This window comes from Microbacterium sp. 4-7 (assembly GCF_014332665.1).
Classification (GTDB): domain Bacteria; phylum Actinomycetota; class Actinomycetes; order Actinomycetales; family Microbacteriaceae; genus Microbacterium.
On sequence record NZ_MCRH01000005.1, the window covers coordinates 447885 to 466071 of the forward strand.

Here is an 18187-nt window from a genome sequence, read left to right on the forward strand (position 1 = left end):
CGAGGGCAGCGGCAGGCGTCAGTAGCTGGAGCGGGTCGTGTCGTCGGATGCCGGGATGAAGCGGGCGGCCAGAGCCTCGGATGCGCGTGCCAGCATCGCCACGTCGGCACCGACCGCCACGAAGTCCGCGCCGGCGGCGGTGTACGCATCGGCGGCGGAGGGATCGAAGGCGTTCACACCGACGGGCGTGCCTGCGGCCGCGACCGCGGCGAACACCTGCTCGACGGCGGCGACGACATCCGGATGCGTCTGCTGGCCGAGCAGTCCCATCGACGCGGAGAGATCAGACGGGCCCACGAACACGGCGTCCACGCCCTCCACCGCCGCGATCTCGGAGGCGGCCTCCACCCCGGCGACCGTCTCGATCTGCACGGTGAGGGAGGTGTGCCGCGCCGAGTCGCGCAGGTAGCCGTCGACCCGGTTCCAGCGCGCGCTGCGGGCGAGCGCGCTCCCGACTCCTCGGACGCCCTCTGGCGGATAGCGGGTCGCCGAGACGGCCGCGCGTGCCTCCTCGGCCGACGAGACCATCGGGACGATGAGGTTCTGTGCTCCGAGGTCGAGGACCTGCTTGATCGCCACGATGTCGTTGGACGGCACGCGCACCACCGGGGTGATCGGATAGGCGGCGACGACCTGCAGCTGCAGCAGCGTGGACTCGAGCGTGTTGGCCGAATGCTCCATGTCGATCAGCAGCCAGTCGAGGCCCGAGCCCGCAGCCACCTCGGTGACGAGGGCACTGCCTGAGCACGCCCACATCCCGATGAGCGGGCGATCGGAGACGGCGAGATGCTCGCGGAAGGAGGGGCTCAGATGAAGCGGCATTCGATCGTTCCCATCGGTCCGTAGTCGCACAGCACCTGATCGCCGCGAGACACCCACATCGGGCGTGTGAACGATCCTGCCAGGATGACCTCGCCGGCCTCGAGACGCGCGCCGTGCTGGTGGAACTTGTTCGCGAGCCAGGCGACGCCGGTGGCGGGGTGGCCCAGCACGCCGGCGGCGACTCCGGTCTCCTCGATCTCGCCGTTGCGCGAGAGCACGCCGGGCACCCATCGCAGGTCGATCTCGTCCGGGCGCTTGTGCACATCGCCGAGGACCATGGCCCCGTAGGCGGCGTTGTCGCTGATCGTGTCGACGATCGTCCTGCCCTCGAGCTCGATGTGCGAGTTCAGCACCTCGAGCGCCGGCACGGCGTAGTCGATCGCGGCGAGGGCGTCGTCGAGCGTGCAGTCGGGCCCCTCGAGCGGATGCTTGAGCACGAACGCGAGCTCGACCTCGATGCGCACGTTCGAGAAGTGGTCGACCGGGATCTCGGCACCCGACTCGTAGACGGTGTCGTCGAACATCACCCCGTAGTCGGGCTCTGTGATGCCGGTGGCCTGCTGCATCGCCTTCGACGTCAATCCGATCTTGCGTCCGACGAGACGGCGTCCCGCGGCGATCTGCGAGTCGCGCCAGACCCCCTGGATCGCGTATGAATCCTCGACCGTCGCGTCCGGGTACCGGGCGGTGATCCGGGGGATCACCGAGTGGGTCCGGTCGGCCTCGGCGAGCTCTCCGGCGATCTGCGCGACGATGTCTGCTGACAGCATCCGTCTCTCCTCTGTGTGCGAACCTGCGGATGAATCGATCAGAGCTGGTGGCCGAGCTTGTACTCGCCCTGCTTGTACTCCGGCATGGCCTCGTCGTCGCCGGGTCGCGTGTACGAGAAGCCGTCGGCACCGATCGTGACGGCCATCTCGGAGTCGTCGGTGCGGGCGACGACGGGCTGCGGGTTGCCGTCGAGGTCGAGCACGAGCGAGGCCTCGGTGTACCAGGACGGGACGACCGGGTTGCCCCACCAGTCGCGGCGCTGGTTGTCGTGCACATCCCAGGTGATGACGGGGTTGTCGGGGTCGCCCGTGTAGTAGTCCTGCGTGTAGACCTCGACACGGTGACCGTCGGGGTCGCGGAGGTAGAGGTAGAACGCGTTCGAGACGCCGTGGCGGCCCGGGCCGCGCTCGATCGCGTCGGAGCGGCGGAGGGCTCCGAGCTTGTCGCAGATCGCGAGGATGTTGTGCTTCTCGTGGGTCGCGAAGCAGACGTGATGCATGCGGGGGCCGTCGCCGCCGGTCATCGCGGTGTCGTGCACGGTGGGCTTGCGACGCATCCAGGCGGCGTACACGGTGCCCTCGTCGTCCTGGATGTCCTCCGTGACGCGGAATCCCAGGTCCTGCATGAACTTCACGGCGCGGGGCACATCGGGGGTGACCTGGTTGAAGTGGTCGAGTCGAACGAGCTCGCCCGGGATGTGCAGGTCGTAGCGCCACGACATGCGCTCGACGTGGTCGGACTGGTGGAAGAACTCGATGGGGAAGCCCAGCGGGTCGACCACGCGCACCGAGTCGCCGACGCCCTTGACGAAGCCCTCCGGGTTGCGGCGCACGTCGCAGCCGAGCTCGGTGTAGAACGCCACGGCGAGGTCGAGATCCTCAGCCGAGCGCACGCGGTAGGAGAACGCGGCCACAGCGGCGATCGGCCCCTTGCGCAGCACGAGGTTGTGGTGGATGAACTCCTCGGTCGAGCGGAGGTAGATCGCCTCGTCGTCCTCTTCGGTGACATACAGCCCCAGGACGTCGACGTAGAACACCCGCGAGGCCGCGAGGTCGGTGACGACCAGCTCCATGTAGGCGCAGCGCAGCACGTCCGGGGGAGTGCTCTCGGGCGTCGCGATCGGGTTGGCGGTCTCGATCGGAGCCTCCTGGCTCACGTAGTAGCCCGAGGAGGTCAGCGTCTTCGCAGTCTTGTCGGTCATGTCGGGTCCTTGCTCAGTTCTTGCCGAAGGTCGGGTTGTGCGCGCCGCCGAGCGTGATGTGCACGCTCTGCTGGTCGGTGTAGAAGTCGATCGAGCGGTAGCCGCCCTCGTGGCCCAGGCCCGAAGCCTTGACGCCGCCGAAGGGGGTGCGCAGGTCGCGCACGTTGTTGCTGTTCAGCCACACCATGCCCGCCTCCACGGACTGCGCGAAGTTGTGGGCGCGCTTCAGGTCGTTCGTCCAGATGTAGGCGGCCAGGCCGTACTTCGTGTTGTTCGCGAGCGAGAGCGCCTCGTCGTCGGAGTCGAACGGGGTGATGGCGACGACGGGGCCGAAGATCTCCTCCTGGAAGATGCGGGCATCGGGGGAGACGTCGGCGAACACCGTCGGCGCGACGAAGTTGCCCTCGTCGAAGCCCTCGGGGCGGCCGCCGCCGGCGACGAGGCGGCCCTCGGTCTTGCCGATCTCGACGTAGCTCATCACCTTGTCGTAGTGCTCGGGGTGCACGAGCGCGCCGACCTCGGTGGCCGGGTCGTGCGGGTAGCCGACCTTCACGCGCTTCGCCTGGGCGGCGTAGCGCTCGACGAACTCCTCGTAGATGGAGCGCTCGACGAGGATGCGGGAGCCGGCGGTGCAGCGCTCGCCGTTGAGGGAGAACACGCCGAAGATCGTCGCGTCGACCGCGGCCTCGATATCGGCATCGGCGAAGACGACGGCGGGGGACTTGCCGCCGAGCTCCATCGACAGGCCCTTGAGGAACGGTGCGGCGTTGCCGAAGATCAGCTGTCCGGTCGAGCTCTCGCCCGTGAACGAGATGAGCGGCACGTCGGGGTGCTTCACGAGGGCGTCTCCGGCGTCTTCGCCGAGGCCGTTCACGAGATTGAACACGCCCTGCGGCAGCCCGGCCTCCTCGAAGATGCCCGCCCAGAGCGAGGCGGAGAGCGGCGTGAACTCGGCGGGCTTGAGCACCACGGTGTTGCCGGTCGCGAGTGCGGGGCCGAGCTTCCACGACTCGAGCATGAACGGCGTGTTCCACGGCGTGATGAGGCCGGCGACGCCGATCGGCTTGCGGTTGACGTAGTTCATCTGCTTGCCGGGGACCTTGAAGGCGTCATCGGACTGGGCGACGATCAGGTCGGCGAAGAAGCGGAAGTTCTCGGCCGCGCGGCGGGCCTGGCCGAGCGCCTGGGTGATCGGCAGTCCGGAGTCGTACGACTCGAGCTCGGCGAGGCGGGCATCCCGCGACTCGACGATGTCGGCGATCCTGTGCAGCACCCGCGAGCGCTCCCGCGGCAGCATCCGAGGCCAGGGGCCCTCGTCGAACGCGCGCGTGGCAGCGGCGACGGCGAGCTCGATGTCGGCCTTCTTGCCGGCGGCTGCGGTCGTGTAGGTCTTGTTCGTCACCGGATCGAGCACATCGAACGTGTCACCGTCGACGGAGTCGACGAACGCTCCGTCGATGTAGTGCTGGATGTGGTCGGGCAGGTCTGCGGGGATGCGGGAATCGGTCATGACTCGTCTCCTGAGTTGTGGTGAGAACGGGTGTGCAGCGCGTCGAGGAAGGCGTCCCTCGTGCGCAGGCGGTGGTTGCGGGCGGCGAGCTCGATCTCGAGCGGGTCGGCGCCCGTTCGGATCAGCTCGAGGATCTGCGCGTGCTCCTCGACCGAGTGCTGAGCCCGGCCGGGCACGTAGGCGAAGGTCGAATCCCGGATGCCGGACAGCCGCGCCCAGCCACGGTGCACGAGGTCGAGCAGGTGCGGATTCGGGCAGGGTTCGAAGAGCAGCGAATGGAACTGCCTGTTGAGCTCGGTGAACGCATGGGCGTCGAGATGACCGAGCATCTGGATCATCCGCTCGTTCACCGCCTCCGCGGCGTCGAGCGCCTCGGCGTCGAGGAAGGGAGCGGAGAGGGCGGTGGCCGAGCCTTCGACCAGCCCGAGCGTCTGCATCGTGTGCGCGTATTCGCTCTCGTCGACGAGGGTCACCCGCGCGCCCACGTTGCGCTCGAACGTCACGAGGCCCTCGGCTTCGAGCCGGCGGATCGCTTCACGCACCGGCACGACGCTCATCCCGAGCTCTTCCGCCAACGATCCCAGCACCAGACGGTAACCGGGGCCGAAGACGTGTCCCGAGATCCGTGAGCGGATCCAGGCGTACGCCTGCTCCGACTTGCTGGAGTTCGCCACCGTCGTCATGAGCCGGCACCGGTGCCGGTGGCGGCTTCGTACTTCTCCCGCCACGCGGCGTTGAGCGGGAAGAGGCCGTCGACCGGATGTCCGGCGGCGACCTGCTCGGCGATCCACGCGTCCTCGATCTCCTGCGCGAGAGCATCGTCTGCGACCTGCTCGGCGAGCGAGGGAGGGATCACGATGACGCCGTCGCCGTCGCCCACGATGATGTCGCCCGGCTGGACCGTGGCGCCGCCGCACGAGATGGTGACGTCGGAGTCCCACGGCACGTGCCTGCGTCCGAGGACCGAGGGATGAGCGCCCTGCGAGAAGACCGGAAGGCCGATCTCGGCGACCGCATCGAAGTCGCGCACACCGCCGTCGGTCACGACTCCGGCGGCTCCGCGGGCGCGGGCGCGGAGCGCGAGGATGTCGCCCAGTGTTCCGGTGGTCGCGTCGCCGCGCGCTTCGATCACGATGATCTCGCCCTCGCCGACGGCATCGAACGCCCGCTTCTGGGCGTTGTATCCGCCGCCATGGCTCGCGAACAGGTCTTCTCTGAACGGCACGAAGCGCAGCGTCTTGGCCGTGCCGACGATCTTGCTGCCGGGGAGGTTCGCAGAGACGCCATCGATGAAGCACGAGTGGTGTCCGCGCTTGCGCAGCTGCGACGAGAGGCCGGCTGTCGGAGCTTCCATCAGCTTGGCGCGGAGCTCGGGGGACAGCGCGGACGTGGCCTCAGGCGGCAGACCCGCGTCTTCGCGGGAGCCCCATGCCTCGGTGCGCTGCAGGTCGTCGACGGCGGGAAGCGAGCCGACCTCGGCGTCGAAGGGCACATCGCCCTGCGTGACGGTGGTCACCAGGCGTCCCGAGGAGGGGGAGCCCTCGGCATCCGGAGCATCCACCTCGATCTCGACCACATCGCCGGGGACGATCACGGAGGAACCCGCCGGCGTGCCGGTGAGGATGACGTCGCCGGGTTCGAGCGTGAAGTGCTGAGAGAGGTCGGCGACCAGCTGGGCGAGGGGGAAGATGAGGCCGGCGGTGGTGTCGTCCTGACGCAGGTCTCCGTTGACCCAGGCCCGGACACGCAGGGCCGCGGGGTCGATCGCGCGGGCGTCGATCAGCTCGGGACCGAGAGGCGTGTAGCCGTCGCCGCCCTTGGATCGCACGTTGGATCCCTTGTCGTTGGCGCGCAGGTCGTAGAGGCCGAGGTCGTTCGAGGCGGTGACCCAGCCGACATGGCTCCACGCGTCATCGAGCGAGACGCGGCGGGCAGGGGTGCCGATGACGAGCGCGATCTCGCCCTCGAAGGCGAGCAGCTCGGTGCCGGCCGGGCGCTCGACCGTGCCCCCGGAGACACCGACGGAACTCGCCGGCTTGAAGAAGTAGGAGGGAGCTGCGGGGCGCCGGCCGCGCTGGTCGGCACGGGACGCGTAGCTCAGATGGATCGCGATGATCTTGCCGGGGCGGGTCATGGATGCCGTCACGGGGCGCCTCCTCGCGCTTCACGTCGACGCCTTGTGCGTCGTATTCGAAATCATATATCATCGTGTCACCCCTCGGCAAGCAACTCGACACACCTCGGACGCGAGCCGTGACAATGCGGTCACAATCAAAGGAGACACCCCTATGAGCGGGCAGTCACAGGCTGGGTTCACACCCACCGGAACCATCGCGACACCGGCCGATCGGCGCCGGGTCGTGTTCGCCACCGTCGTCGGCACCACGGTCGAGTGGTACGACTTCTTCATCTACGCCACGGCGGTCGGGCTGGTCTTCGGGCAGCTCTTCTTCGAGCCGCTCGGCGCGAACAGCGCGTTGATCGCCTTCGCCACCGTCGGCGTCAGCTTCCTCTTCCGCCCGCTCGGAGCGTTCCTCGCGGGACACTACGGCGACAAGCTCGGGCGCAAGACCGTTCTCATGTGGACGCTGATCCTGATGGGAGCGGCGACCGCGCTCATCGGAGTCCTGCCGACCTACGACGCGATCGGGATCGCCGCACCCATCCTGCTGGTGCTGCTGCGCATCCTGCAGGGCATCTCGGCCGGAGGCGAATGGGGCGGTGCGGTGCTGATGGCCGTCGAGCACGCCCCGAAGAAGAAGCGCGGGATCTTCGGCGCGTCGCCCCAGATCGGTGTGCCGCTCGGTCTGCTGCTCGCGTCGGGAGTGATGGCGCTGATGACGGCGATCGCCCCCGGAGACCAGTTCATCCAGTGGGGCTGGCGCATCCCGTTCCTGCTCAGCGTCGTCCTGATCCTGGTCGGCTACTACGTGCGCCGCAAGGTCGAGGAGAGCCCGGTGTTCATCGAGCTCGCCGAGCGCAAGGAGAAGGCGAGCATGCCGATCGTGCAGCTGTTCCGCAAGCACCTCCTGCTCGTCATCATCGCCGCCCTCGTCTTCGCCGGAAACAACGCGGTCGGGTACATGACGACCGGCGGATACATCCAGGGCTACGCCACCAACCCCGAGGGCCCGATCGGTCTCGAGCGCGGACCGGTGCTGTGGGCGGTCACCGGCTCGGCCGTCACCTGGCTCATCACGACGCTCATCGCCGGGTGGCTGTCGGACCGCATCGGTCGGCGCACCACCTACATCATCGGCTGGGTGATGCAGCTCGTCGGTGTGTTCACGCTCTTCCCGCTCGTGAACACCGGCCAGGTCGGACTGCTGTTCGCCGGCCTCGCGATCCTCACGATCGGTCTCGGCTTCACCTACGGGCCGCAGGCGGCGCTCTACACCGAGCTCTTCCCCGCCAGCATCCGCTTCTCGGGCGTCTCGATCTCGTATGCGATCGGCGCCATCGCCGGCGGTGCGTTCGCGCCGACCATCGCGACCGCCATCGTGCAGGCGACCGGCTCGACGCAGGCCGTCACGTGGTACCTCGCCGGCATGACGCTGCTCGGCCTCGTGGCGACGCTGCTGCTGCGTGATCGCTCGGGCATCCCGCTGGGGCCGGATCACGAGGAGGAGCAGTCCGTGAGCCCGATCCGCGGGCTCGCCAGGGCCTGACCCGCATCCACGCACGAGCGCACGTCCGCCTGGCGGGCGTGCGCTCGTGCGTGTGCAGGAGAGCGTCGGTCCGGTTCTCCGCCGCCGAGGGCTCAGCCGTCGAGCGCGTCGCGGATCGCGGATGCCGAGCGCCTCAGGCGGTCCGCGATCTCGGCGTCGTCGAGGGCGGTCGCGACGTGGACGACCGCGATCGCCGCGGGCCGCTGGCCGCGCAGCACGAGGGGCACGGCGACGGACTGCACGGTGGGGATGACCTCGTCATGGCTCGTCGCATATCCGCGGGCGCGAGCCCGGTCGACCTCTGCGCGCAGTGTCGCCCCCGGTTCTCCGGGCCACTGGGACACCGGGAGCTGCGTAAGGATCGCCTTGCCGGGCGCTCCGACCGTGACGGAGTGCCTGGCGCCCGGTCGCTGGGCGACGCTCGCGATCGCGTGGCGGGGTTCGATGCTCGCGAGTGTGATGCAGTCATCGCCGTCGAGCACGCCGAGGAAGCAGGTCATGCCGAGCTCGTTGGCGATCGCGGTCAGCTCGGGGATGGCCTCGGCCTGCAGATCGTGAGCCACGCCCGCTGCCAGCGCGGCCATGCGCGGTCCCAGGGTCACGGCGCCTGAGGCGTCCCTTCCGATGAGTCGGTGGTCTTCCAGGGTGCGCAGCAGGCGATACGCCACCGAGCGATGCACGTCGAGTCGCGCGGCGATCTCGTCGATCGTGAGGGGGATCCGCGCATCGGCGAGAACCTCCAGGATGCGGATGCCGCGGCTCAGGGTCTGCGAGGCCGGAGTGCCTTCGGGCATGCGTGCGCTCCCTTGCGTTTCGAGACGACCGTCCCTAAGCTGTGTTCAATAGTAGAACGTCGTGTTCGAATATAGAACACGTGCCGTTCGAAGGCAACACCTGACAGAGAAGTCCGGAAGGAATCGACGACGATGCAGTTCCACCACCACGGCTATGTCTCCGGAGACCCCCGCGTGAAGGACGCCGCGGGGCTCGGCGCGGACCGGCCCGCCGACCTCCCCGACGAGATCGATGTGCTGATCGTCGGCTCGGGCCCCGCCGGCATGCTGCTCGCGGCGCAGATGTCGCAGTATCCCGACATCTCCACGCGCATCATCGAGAAGCGCGAGGGCCGTCTGGTGCTCGGGCAGGCCGACGGCATCCAGCCGCGCAGCGTCGAGACGTTCCAGGCGTTCGGATTCGCCGAGCGCATCATCGCCGAGGCCTACAACATCGGCTGGATGAACTTCTGGGGTCCGAATCCCGAGAAGCCCGACGAGATCGTCCGCACGTCGCGGACGGCGGACTACGCCTACGACATCTGCGAGTTCCCGCACCTCATCGTCAACCAGGCACGCGTGCTCGACTACTTCGCCGAGGCGGCGTCGAACGGTCCCGGCCGCATCGCGCCCGACTACGGCATCGAATTCGCCGGACTCACCGTGCACGACGAGGGCGAGCACCCGGTCGAGGTCTCCCTGCGCTACGTTGCAGGGGAGCGGACCGGCGAAGAGCGCACGATCCGCGCGAAGTACGTCGTCGGCTGCGACGGCGCACGCAGCGGCGTGCGCCAGGCGATCGGCCGCACGCACGTCGGCGGCAGCGCCGCGCATGCCTGGGGTGTCATGGACGTCCTCGTGAACACCGACTTCCCCGACTGGCGCACCAAGTGCGCGATCAACTCGGAGGCGGGCAACATCCTGCACATCCCACGGGAGGGCGGGTACCTCAGCCGGATGTACATCGACCTCGGCGAGGTCGCCGAGGACGACGACCACCGCGTGCGGCAGACGCCCATCGAGGACATCATCGCCAAGGCGAACGCGATCCTGAGCCCCTACACGCTGGACGTGAAGGAGGTCGCGTGGCACAGCGTCTACGAGGTCGGCCACCGGGTCACCGACGGGTTCGACGACGTGATCGACGGGTCGGGTCGCACGCCGCACGTGTTCCTCACGGGCGATGCCTGCCACACCCACAGCGCGAAGGCCGGCCAGGGCATGAACGTGTCGATGCAGGACGGGTTCAACCTCGGCTGGAAACTCGGATCGGTGCTGACCGGTCGGGCGCCCGAGGCGCTGCTCGCGACCTACGGCGCCGAGCGTCGGCCCGTCGCGCAGCAGCTCATCGACTTCGATCGGGAGTGGTCGACCTTGATGGCGCGCAAGCCGTCGGAGATCACCGACCCCACGGACCTCGCGACGTACTACCTGGCGACGGCGGAGTTCCCCTCCGGCTTCATGACGCAGTACACCTCGTCGATGATCACCGGCTCGGACGCACATCAGGCACTTGCGGGCGGCTTCCCCCTCGGCAAGCGCTTCAAGTCGGCCGAGGTCGTGCGGGTGGGCGACGGCAACGCGATCCATCTCGGGCACCACGCCAAGGCGGACGGGCGCTGGCGCGTCTACGCGTTCGCGGGTCGCGATGCGGCGACGCTCGACGCGTGGGCCGAGTCGGCGGCTCCGGTGCTCTCCCGGTTCACGCCTGCGGATGCCGACGCCGATGCCGTCTTCGACGTCAAGGCGATCTACCAGCAGCCGCACGAGGAGGTCGAGGTCACCTCGGCGCCTGCGCTGTTCCATCCGAAGACCGGTCCGCTCGGGCTCACCGACTGGGAGAAGGTCTACGCGGCCGGCCCGTCGAAGTGGACCGAGACCGACATCTTCGAGGCGCGGGAGCTGTCGCGCGACGGCGTCATCGTCGTGGTGCGGCCCGATCAGTACGTCGCCGCGATCCTGCCCCTCGACGCGACGGACGAGCTGGCGTCGTTCTTCGAGGGGGCGCTGCTGCCGGCATCCTGAGCCTGCGATCCGGAGGGGATCTGCGATCCGGAGGGGATCTGCGATCCGGAGGTGCTTCCTGCGCAGTGCGCCCTCCCGATCGCAGATCTCCTCCCCATCGGGCGTCAGTGACGAGCGCAGACTGCTTCGGGCGAGAGCCTCTGGCGGGTGTCGGAGGCCCCGCGTACTCTGAGGGCCGATGGGCGAAGGCGCCCCGACAGGAGGAATGCGCGATGGAGTGGAAGATCGAATTGATCTTCGTCCCGGTCTCGGATGTCGACCGGTCGAAGGAGTTCTACGAGAGGATCGGCTTCCACGCCGATCATGATCAGGTGCCCTACGAGGGCCTGAGGTTCGTGCAGATGACACCGCCGGGGTCGGCCTGCTCGATCGCCTTCGGCACCAACCTGGGCGAGGGACTGCTGCCGGGGCAGCAGAACACGATCCAGGTGGTCGTTCCGGATGCCGATGAGGCGCTGGCGCATCTGAAGGGCCTCGGCGTTGAGGCGCAGGGGGTGGATGAGCAGGCGTGGGGCCGTTTCGTCACCTTCGACGACCCCGACGGCAACACCTGGACACTGCAGGAGCTTCCCGACTACGGCGCGCAGTCCTGACGTTCTGTGATCCGGACGCTCACCGGACGCGCTCGACGAGGGTGAGCAGCGCTTCCGGTGCGCCCTCGGGGAACAGGACGCGGGTTCCGGCACGGATGTCGTCGATCGGCACCCAGCGCACCGGGCTGCCCTCGTCGAGGATGTGAAGCTCGGCGTCGAGAGGCACCGCATCCAGCTGGGCGGATGTCACCGCGAACACATGGGCGATCTCGTGACCGGGCGCGCCTTCGTACGTGAAGATGTTCTCGAAGACGCCGAGTGGCTCGGCGCCCTCGAGAGTGACGCCGAGCTCCTCCATGAACTCGCGACCGAGAGCTTCTGCGGCGGTCTCACCGAATTCGATCCCGCCGCCGATCGCCCGGAGGAAGTCCAGGCCGCGCGAGGCGTCGTGCCCTTCGAGCGCGAGCAGGTGTCCGTCCTTGACGGGCAGGCCGACGGCGATGTTGCGGATGGCAGGCATCTCGGAAGGCTAACGCAGCGGGTGTGTGACGACGGGCTCAGGTCAGGAGGAACGCCCCGCCGGAGACCTCGATTCCGCCGGTCGGCGGGATCGTCACGGTCAAGAGGCTCGGACGACGCACGTGAGCGCCCTGATGGATGCGGACGGTCGTCGCCGGGTGTCCGAGGTCGCGCAGATACGCCCCGACCGATGCAGCCGCCGAGCCCGTCGCCGGGTCCTCGGTGATCCGTCCCACCGGGAAGAGGTTGCGGGCATCGAAGTCGGCGGTGCTCGCCGCGTGCAGCACTGTCGAGGTGCCGAACCACCCCTGCTCGCGCATGAGTGCGGCGACCTCGGCGGGCGAGAAGCGGAACTGATCGAACAGCTCCCGATCACGGAGCACGACGATCGGATGCCAGTTGCCGGCGAACGATTCCTTGGCGGGGAAGCGCTCATCGAGATCCGCCGGGGTGAGTCCGAGCAGCGCGAGGAATCGGTCGAGCACGTCGGAGCCGAGATCGCGCACCTGCGGCTCGACGCTCGTGAACGACACGGTCACCGCGCCACCCCGATCCACCGTCGAGCGCAGCGTCACAGCGCCCGCGTTCGTGTCGAACACGACATCGCCCGGCCCGTCGCGTTCGGCGAGGGCGACCGCCGTCGCGACGGTCGCGTGTCCGCAGAACGGCACCTCAGCCGCCGGTGACCAGTAACGCGCCCGGTAGCGCGGCACACCGTCGCCGTCGGTGCGTGCGACGAGGAAGGCGGTCTCGGAGAATCCGACGTCCACGGCGATCCGCTGCATCTGCTCGTCGCTCAGATCTGAGCCATCGAGTACGACTCCCGCGGGGTTGCCGCCATCGGGCGTCGCGGCGAATGCGCTGTATCGCAGGACTCCGGAATTCTCGGTCATGACGAGGAGCCTAGCGACTCGGCGAGGTCAGGAATTCACGCGGATGATCTCCTGCTGGTACGGCGCGATCACGTCACCCGAGATGCGCAGGTCGAGCAGCAGAAACCGCCGCGTCGCAGCATCCTCCTGCGTCCATGTGGCGAGTCGATCGAGGTCTGCGAGTGTCTTCACGACGACGCCCTCCGCGCCCACCGCGGCGCCCAACGCCGCGAAGTCGACCTCGGGGATGCGCATCGGGCCCTCGGCGAGCCCCTTGAGCCCGTAGAGGTTGACCTCGGCACCGTAGGCGGCGTCGTTCCAGATCACGGCGATGCCTCGACCCGCTGCCGCGCGCACTGCCGACTCGAGATCGGCGATCGCCATGAGTCCGCCGCCGTCGCCCGACGTCAGTACGACGGTCGACTCGCGGCGGGCGAGGGCCGCGCCGACGACACTCGGCCAGCCCTGCCCGATCGACTGGAAGGCGGTGCCGACCATCATCATGCGGTCGGGGGCCTCGACCGGCCAGTACATGTTCGCCCAGCCGATGAAGTGGCCGCCGTCGGAGACGACGACGCGATCGGGGGGCAGGAGCTCGGCGATGCGACGCGCGGCGGAGCGGGGGTCGAGGCGTCCGTCGGGAGCGAGCTCGTCGCCCTCGTCGTACGCGCGTGCGGCCTCGACGTCGACCGTCTCGCGCCACGGCTGTGCGGGCACAGCGTCGGATGCCGGGTGCGACTCGCCGTGCTGGACAGTCGGAGTCTCGGCGCGGTGTGCCTCCGCTCCGAGGCCGTGCTCGGCAGAACCGCTCTCAGGGGCGGCGCCGGAGCCGAGCGAGCCGACCCGGGCGACGAGCTCCTCTGCGGCGACGCGAGCATCCGCACGCACGAAGCCGCCGACGTGCGGGTGCGTGGCTGCGGGCGCGATGTCGATCTGGAAGACCCTGGTGCCCGGTGCGAAGAGTTCGCCGAATCGCATCGTGAACTGGTTCAGCGAGGCGCCGAACACCACGGCGACATCGGCGGTGCGCACGAGTTCCATGGCGCCGTCGGCCCCGAATCCTCCCGTGACACCGAGGTCGAACCGGGTGTCGGGGAAGACGCCGCGCCCCAGCGCGGAGGAGGCCGTCAGAGCGCCGGTGAGGGACGCCAGCTCGCCGAGCGCCGCACCGGCCCCCGCGAGCCAGGCGCCGCGACCCGCCAGCAGGAAGGGGCGCGATGCTTCGTGAAGCGCCTGGGCGATCTCGTCGAGCGTGCCCTCGGCGAACTCGCCGCGCGGCGCGAGCGGCGCGGGAATGCGGGGCAGAGGAGCCTCGGGCACCGGGCCGGCCTCGCGTGAGGCCACGTCGTAGGGGATCGCCAGCACGACGGGCACGCGGTAGGTCAGTGCGTGCTCGATCGCGATGACGGTGGTCGCTGCGGCATCCGCGTGCCCGACCGTATAGGTGCGGGCGCCGACCGCCGAGGCCAGGGCGATCTGGTCGACGTCCCATGGACGAGGGCCGGACGTCGGCTCATCGCCCACCACCAGCACGAGGGGGACATGCGCCTGCACGGCCTCGGCGAGTGCTGTGAGGGTGTTCGTGAAACCGGCGCCGTAGGTCGAGGTGCCCGCAGCGATCCTGCCGGACGCGCGGAAGTGCGCATCGGCGGCGACCACTGCGCCCTGCTCATGACGAACGCCCGTGAAGACGGCATTCGTCTGGGTCTCGATCGCATCGAGGAAGTAGGCGTTGCCGTTGCCCATCACACCGAAGACGGCGTCGATGTGCTGGGCGAGAGTGAGTGCGACGTGCGCGGAGACGGAGGGCATGCGAAAGCCTTTCGAGACAGGGACGGAGAACGTTCGTATTCCGTATGTGTCTCGCCCCCGCGTCATCGTGGGGAGCTTCGTGCCTCTTTTTCAGGCACCGGCGTCGGAGAGCGCCGGACGCGTAAATCCTATCGCGCCCGTGCCGACGCGGCGCCGACTTGCGCGCGTAACACCGCCGAAACCGCGACACGGAAACATGCGGCCATGGAGTCACTGTTCGACGGATACACCTCGCGCCGGTCGCCGCAGCGAGCGGGGGCCGCGCCGTGGGACGAGATGTTCCCTGCCGATGCGCAGCCCGGTGGTGGGGGAGTGCGCCTGCCCTATCAGGACATGTATCCCGCGCTCGCGAGCATGGACGACGCCGAGCTGAGGGCACGGACCGACGCGCTCGCCAGCTCGTACCTCGCGCAGGGCGTGACGTTCGACTTCGCCGGGGAGGAGCGTCCGTTCCCGCTCGACGTGGTGCCTCGCGTGGTCGCCGCCGACGACTGGCGCTATGTCGAGTCGGGGGTGAAGCAGCGGGTGCGTGCGCTCGAGGCCTTCCTCGCCGACGTCTACGGCCGGCAGCATGCGGTGCAGGACGGCGTGATCCCCTCGTCGCTGATCAGCTCCTCCGCGCACTTCCACCGTCAGGCGGCCGGCATCGTCGGAGCGAACGGCGTGCGCATCCATGTCGCGGGGATCGACGTCATCCGCGACGAGCTCGGAGCCTGGCGCGTGCTCGAGGACAACGTGCGCGTGCCGAGCGGCGTCAGCTACGTGCTCGCGAATCGCCGGGTGATGGCGCAGACGCTCCCCGAGCTGTTCACCAGCCTGCGCGTGCGTCCCGTCGTCGACTACCCGGGCCGGCTGCTCCAGGCGCTGCGTGCGGCGGCGCCGGACGGCGTCGATGATCCGACCGTCGTCGTGCTGACCCCCGGGGTGCACAACTCGGCGTACTACGAGCACACCCTGCTCGCTCGCATGATGGGCATCGAGCTCGTCGAAGGACGCGATCTCTTCTGCTCGGGCGGTCGGGTGTGGATGCACACGACCTCGGGGCCGACGCGGGTGGACGTGATCTACCGCAGGGTCGATGACGAGTTCCTCGACCCGCAGCAGTTCCGTCCGGACTCGGTGCTGGGCGCACCGGGGCTGATGCTCGCGGCGCGCCTCGGCACCGTGACGCTCGCGAACGCCGTCGGCAACGGCGTGGCCGACGACAAGCTCGTGTACACGTACGTCCCCGATCTGATCCGCTACTACCTGGGAGAGGAGCCGGTGATCCCGAACGTCGACACCTGGCGGCTCGAGGAGCCGGACGCGCTGGAGGAGGTGCTCGACAGGCTCGACGAGCTGGTGGTGAAGCCCGTCGACGGATCCGGCGGGAAGGGGCTGGTCGTCGGTCCCGACGCGTCGCGCGAGACGCTGGACGAGCTGCGTCGGTCGCTGCGGGCGGATCCCCGGGGCTGGATCGCCCAGCCGGTCGTGCAGCTCTCGACCATCCCGACGCTCGTGGAGGACGGATTCCGCCCGAGACACGTCGATCTGCGACCGTTCGCCGTGAACGACGGGCACGACATCTGGGTGCTGCCCGGCGGTCTCACGCGCGTCGCTCTGCCCGAGGGGCAGCTCGTCGTGAACTCGAGCCAGGGTGGAGGGTCGAAGGACACCTGGGTGTTGGATCCGTCGCTCTTCACCGGGCCGACGTCGACTCTGGACGGCGACCCGGACGCCGCCGCAGACGAGGTGTCGCTGGCGACCGGGGCGATCGCCGTGGTCGCTCCGGCGCGTGAGGAACCGCATCCGCCCTTCCTCTCGTCTCCGCAGGACGAGGACCTGGACCTGCGTCACCAACAGCAGCAACAGCAGCAGCAGCAGGGAGGCGCAGGATGCTGAGTCGCATCGCCGAGGCGCTGTTCTGGATCGGCCGCTACGTCGAGCGGGCCGACGGCACCGCCCGCATCCTCGATGTGCACCTGCAGCTGCTGCTCGAGGATCCGTGGGTGGAGGAGGACACCGCGTGTCGGGCGCTCCTGTCGGTGATGGGGACGACGGCGGATGCCGGCACCGTGCTGAGCCGGGACGACGTCGTGCGGCTGCTCGCGCTGGATCGTGAGCACTCCGCGTCGATCGCCCATTCGATCGCGGCGGCGCGGGAGAACGCTCGTCGAGCGCGCGAGATCATCTCGACGGACCTCTGGGAGACGCTGAACGAGTCGAACGCACGGATGCCGCGGCGGATCGCCTCGGACAAGACGCACCCGTTCTTCCGCTGGGTGCGTGATCGGTCGGCGCTGGCCTTCGGGGTCGTCGACTCCTCGACGAGCCGGGATGAGGCCTGGCACTTCTTCGTGCTCGGCCGCTCGATCGAGCGCGCGGACATGACGGCGCGGCTGCTGGCGACGCGGTCGCTGACCGACGCAGGGGGGCCGAGCTGGACGACGCTGCTGCGCAGCTGCGGGGCATACGAAGCCCATCTGCGCAGCCACCGGGCGGTGCCCACGGGAGCGTCCGCCGTGGAGTTCCTCCTGATCGACCGGCTGTTCCCCCGATCGGTGCTCTCGAGCATCCTCCAGGCCGAGGAGTGTCTGCGCGGTATCGATCCGGCGGGTGCGTTCGGCGTGCCCGATCGGGCGCATCGCGTCTTGGGACGCATGCGGTCGGAGCTCGAGTACCGACCGATCGGCGACACCGTGCATCGGCTGTCGGAGAGCATGGAGGAGGTCCAGGTGGGGATGTCGGTGGCGAGTGACGCGATCAGGGAGCGGTACTTCCCCTCGATCGCGATGCCGGTGTGGATCGGAGAGGCGCTGTGAGTCGGCTCAAGATCGTTCACCGCACCGGCTTCCGCTACGAGCAGCCGGCGACGGCGTCGTACAACGAGGCGCGGATGCTGCCGCACTCCCGGGACGGACAGTTCGTGCTGCAGGCGACGCTCGACATATCGCCGACCGCGACCCAGCACTCGTACACCGACTACTGGGACACCCGGGTCTCGACGTTCGAGCTGCTGACCCCGCATCAGATGCTCTCGGTCACCGCGACGAGCGTGGTGGATGTGAGGCCGCTGCCGACGGGAGAGGCGGACATCGACTGGGACGAGCTGGCAGCCCGGATACCCCAATCGCTCGAACTCGCGGAATGCGTGGCGCAGACCCCTGCCACCGCTCCCGATGACGAGATGCGCGACCTCGCCCTGCACATCGAAGCGGAGGGTGGCGGCGTCGACGAGACGGCCCGCGAGATCTGCCGCACCGTCGGGGAGGCCATGGAGTATCGCAGCGGCGTCACCGGCGTGAGCTCGACCGCCCGCGACGCGTGGCCCACCCGGTCCGGCGTCTGCCAGGACATCGCTCATGTGGCGCTGGGCGTGCTGCGCGCAGCGGGGATCCCGGCGCGCTACGTGTCGGGGTACCTGCATCCCGATCCGACGGCCGCGATCGGACAGGCTGTGACGGGGGAGTCGCACGCCTGGGTCGAGTGGTACTCCGGCGAGTGGCGCGGATACGACCCCACCAACCTCGTCGACATCGGCGAATCGCACGTCTATGTCGGCCACGGTCGGGACTACGCCGATGTCGCACCGCTGCGCGGGGTGTACGCGGGACCCAGCGCCTCCGAGCTGTTCGTCTCGGTCGAGGTCACGCGCCTCGGCTGAGGCGACGGCGTGGCGGGAGTTCGAGTGGTGGTGCAGGA

16 protein-coding genes are annotated in these 18187 nt (G+C 69.1%); 6 read left to right on the forward strand and 10 right to left on the reverse strand.

Annotation, left to right across the window (positions count from 1 at the left end):
- Positions 1–18: 18 nt before the first annotated feature.
- The 6 genes from BEP68_RS12180 to BEP68_RS12205 are packed head-to-tail and all read right to left on the reverse strand — an operon-like array spanning position 19 to position 6438.
- Entirely contained in the window at positions 19–822 is an 804-nt protein-coding gene (locus BEP68_RS12180) for an HpcH/HpaI aldolase family protein (protein WP_187250110.1), read from the reverse strand.
- A complete protein-coding gene (locus BEP68_RS12185) occupies positions 807–1592 on the reverse strand; it encodes a fumarylacetoacetate hydrolase family protein (RefSeq protein WP_187250111.1) in 786 nt (261 codons plus the stop codon). The genes BEP68_RS12180 and BEP68_RS12185 overlap by 16 nt, the downstream gene beginning before the upstream one ends.
- 38 nt (positions 1593–1630) lie before the next feature.
- The gene (gene hpaD / locus BEP68_RS12190) at positions 1631–2794 is read right to left on the reverse strand and encodes a 3,4-dihydroxyphenylacetate 2,3-dioxygenase (protein WP_053095410.1); all 1164 of its coding nucleotides are present in this window, start codon (positions 2792–2794) and stop codon (positions 1631–1633) included.
- A gap of 13 nt (positions 2795–2807) precedes the next feature.
- Entirely contained in the window at positions 2808–4304 is a 1497-nt protein-coding gene (hpaE, locus tag BEP68_RS12195; RefSeq protein ID WP_053095411.1) for a 5-carboxymethyl-2-hydroxymuconate semialdehyde dehydrogenase, read from the reverse strand.
- The gene (locus BEP68_RS12200; RefSeq protein WP_053095412.1) at positions 4301–4987 is read right to left on the reverse strand and encodes a GntR family transcriptional regulator; all 687 of its coding nucleotides are present in this window, start codon (positions 4985–4987) and stop codon (positions 4301–4303) included. The genes hpaE and BEP68_RS12200 overlap by 4 nt, the downstream gene beginning before the upstream one ends.
- A complete protein-coding gene (locus BEP68_RS12205; protein WP_187250154.1) occupies positions 4984–6438 on the reverse strand; it encodes a fumarylacetoacetate hydrolase family protein in 1455 nt (484 codons plus the stop codon). Before BEP68_RS12205 ends, BEP68_RS12200 begins: the two co-directional genes overlap by 4 nt.
- 154 nt (positions 6439–6592) lie before the next feature.
- Between BEP68_RS12205 and BEP68_RS12210 the strand changes: the two genes are divergently transcribed.
- The gene (locus BEP68_RS12210) at positions 6593–7972 is read left to right on the forward strand and encodes an MFS transporter (protein WP_187250112.1); all 1380 of its coding nucleotides are present in this window, start codon (positions 6593–6595) and stop codon (positions 7970–7972) included.
- Positions 7973–8064: 92 nt separating this feature from the next.
- Here the strand turns inward: BEP68_RS12210 and BEP68_RS12215 are convergent, their stop codons facing one another.
- Positions 8065–8766, reverse strand: a complete 702-nt coding sequence (locus tag BEP68_RS12215; protein ID WP_053095415.1) for an IclR family transcriptional regulator — start codon at positions 8764–8766, stop codon at positions 8065–8067.
- A 132-nt stretch (positions 8767–8898) separates the two neighbouring features.
- Between BEP68_RS12215 and BEP68_RS12220 the strand changes: the two genes are divergently transcribed.
- Positions 8899–10770, forward strand: coding sequence for an FAD-dependent monooxygenase (locus BEP68_RS12220; protein ID WP_187250113.1), 1872 nt, complete (start codon positions 8899–8901; stop codon positions 10768–10770).
- Between the two features lie 212 nt (positions 10771–10982).
- Positions 10983–11363, forward strand: coding sequence for a VOC family protein (locus BEP68_RS12225; RefSeq protein WP_072590904.1), 381 nt, complete (start codon positions 10983–10985; stop codon positions 11361–11363).
- Between the two features lie 19 nt (positions 11364–11382).
- On the opposite strand, the gene BEP68_RS12230 is transcribed toward BEP68_RS12225, so the two are convergent.
- Genes BEP68_RS12230 through BEP68_RS12240 form a run of 3 tightly spaced genes read right to left on the reverse strand, consistent with a single transcriptional unit; the run spans position 11383 to position 14506 of the window.
- Positions 11383–11823: an NUDIX hydrolase gene (locus tag BEP68_RS12230; RefSeq protein ID WP_187250114.1), complete on the reverse strand. Its 441-nt coding sequence runs from the start codon at positions 11821–11823 to the stop codon at positions 11383–11385.
- A gap of 37 nt (positions 11824–11860) precedes the next feature.
- Positions 11861–12715: a PhzF family phenazine biosynthesis protein gene (locus BEP68_RS12235; protein WP_187250115.1), complete on the reverse strand. Its 855-nt coding sequence runs from the start codon at positions 12713–12715 to the stop codon at positions 11861–11863.
- A gap of 27 nt (positions 12716–12742) precedes the next feature.
- Positions 12743–14506 (reverse strand): thiamine pyrophosphate-binding protein, encoded by a 1764-nt coding sequence (locus tag BEP68_RS12240; RefSeq protein WP_187250116.1) that lies wholly within the window; start codon positions 14504–14506, stop codon positions 12743–12745.
- A 204-nt stretch (positions 14507–14710) separates the two neighbouring features.
- Between BEP68_RS12240 and BEP68_RS12245 the strand changes: the two genes are divergently transcribed.
- From BEP68_RS12245 to BEP68_RS12255, 3 genes are read left to right on the forward strand one after another with little or no spacing between them, the layout of a single operon-like run.
- Positions 14711–16387: a circularly permuted type 2 ATP-grasp protein gene (locus BEP68_RS12245; RefSeq protein ID WP_187250117.1), complete on the forward strand. Its 1677-nt coding sequence runs from the start codon at positions 14711–14713 to the stop codon at positions 16385–16387.
- Positions 16381–17307: an alpha-E domain-containing protein gene (locus tag BEP68_RS12250; RefSeq protein ID WP_056277450.1), complete on the forward strand. Its 927-nt coding sequence runs from the start codon at positions 16381–16383 to the stop codon at positions 17305–17307. Before BEP68_RS12245 ends, BEP68_RS12250 begins: the two co-directional genes overlap by 7 nt.
- Positions 17304–18149, forward strand: a complete 846-nt coding sequence (locus BEP68_RS12255; RefSeq protein ID WP_053095423.1) for a transglutaminase N-terminal domain-containing protein — start codon at positions 17304–17306, stop codon at positions 18147–18149. Before BEP68_RS12250 ends, BEP68_RS12255 begins: the two co-directional genes overlap by 4 nt.
- The last annotated feature ends 38 nt before the right edge of the window (positions 18150–18187 follow it).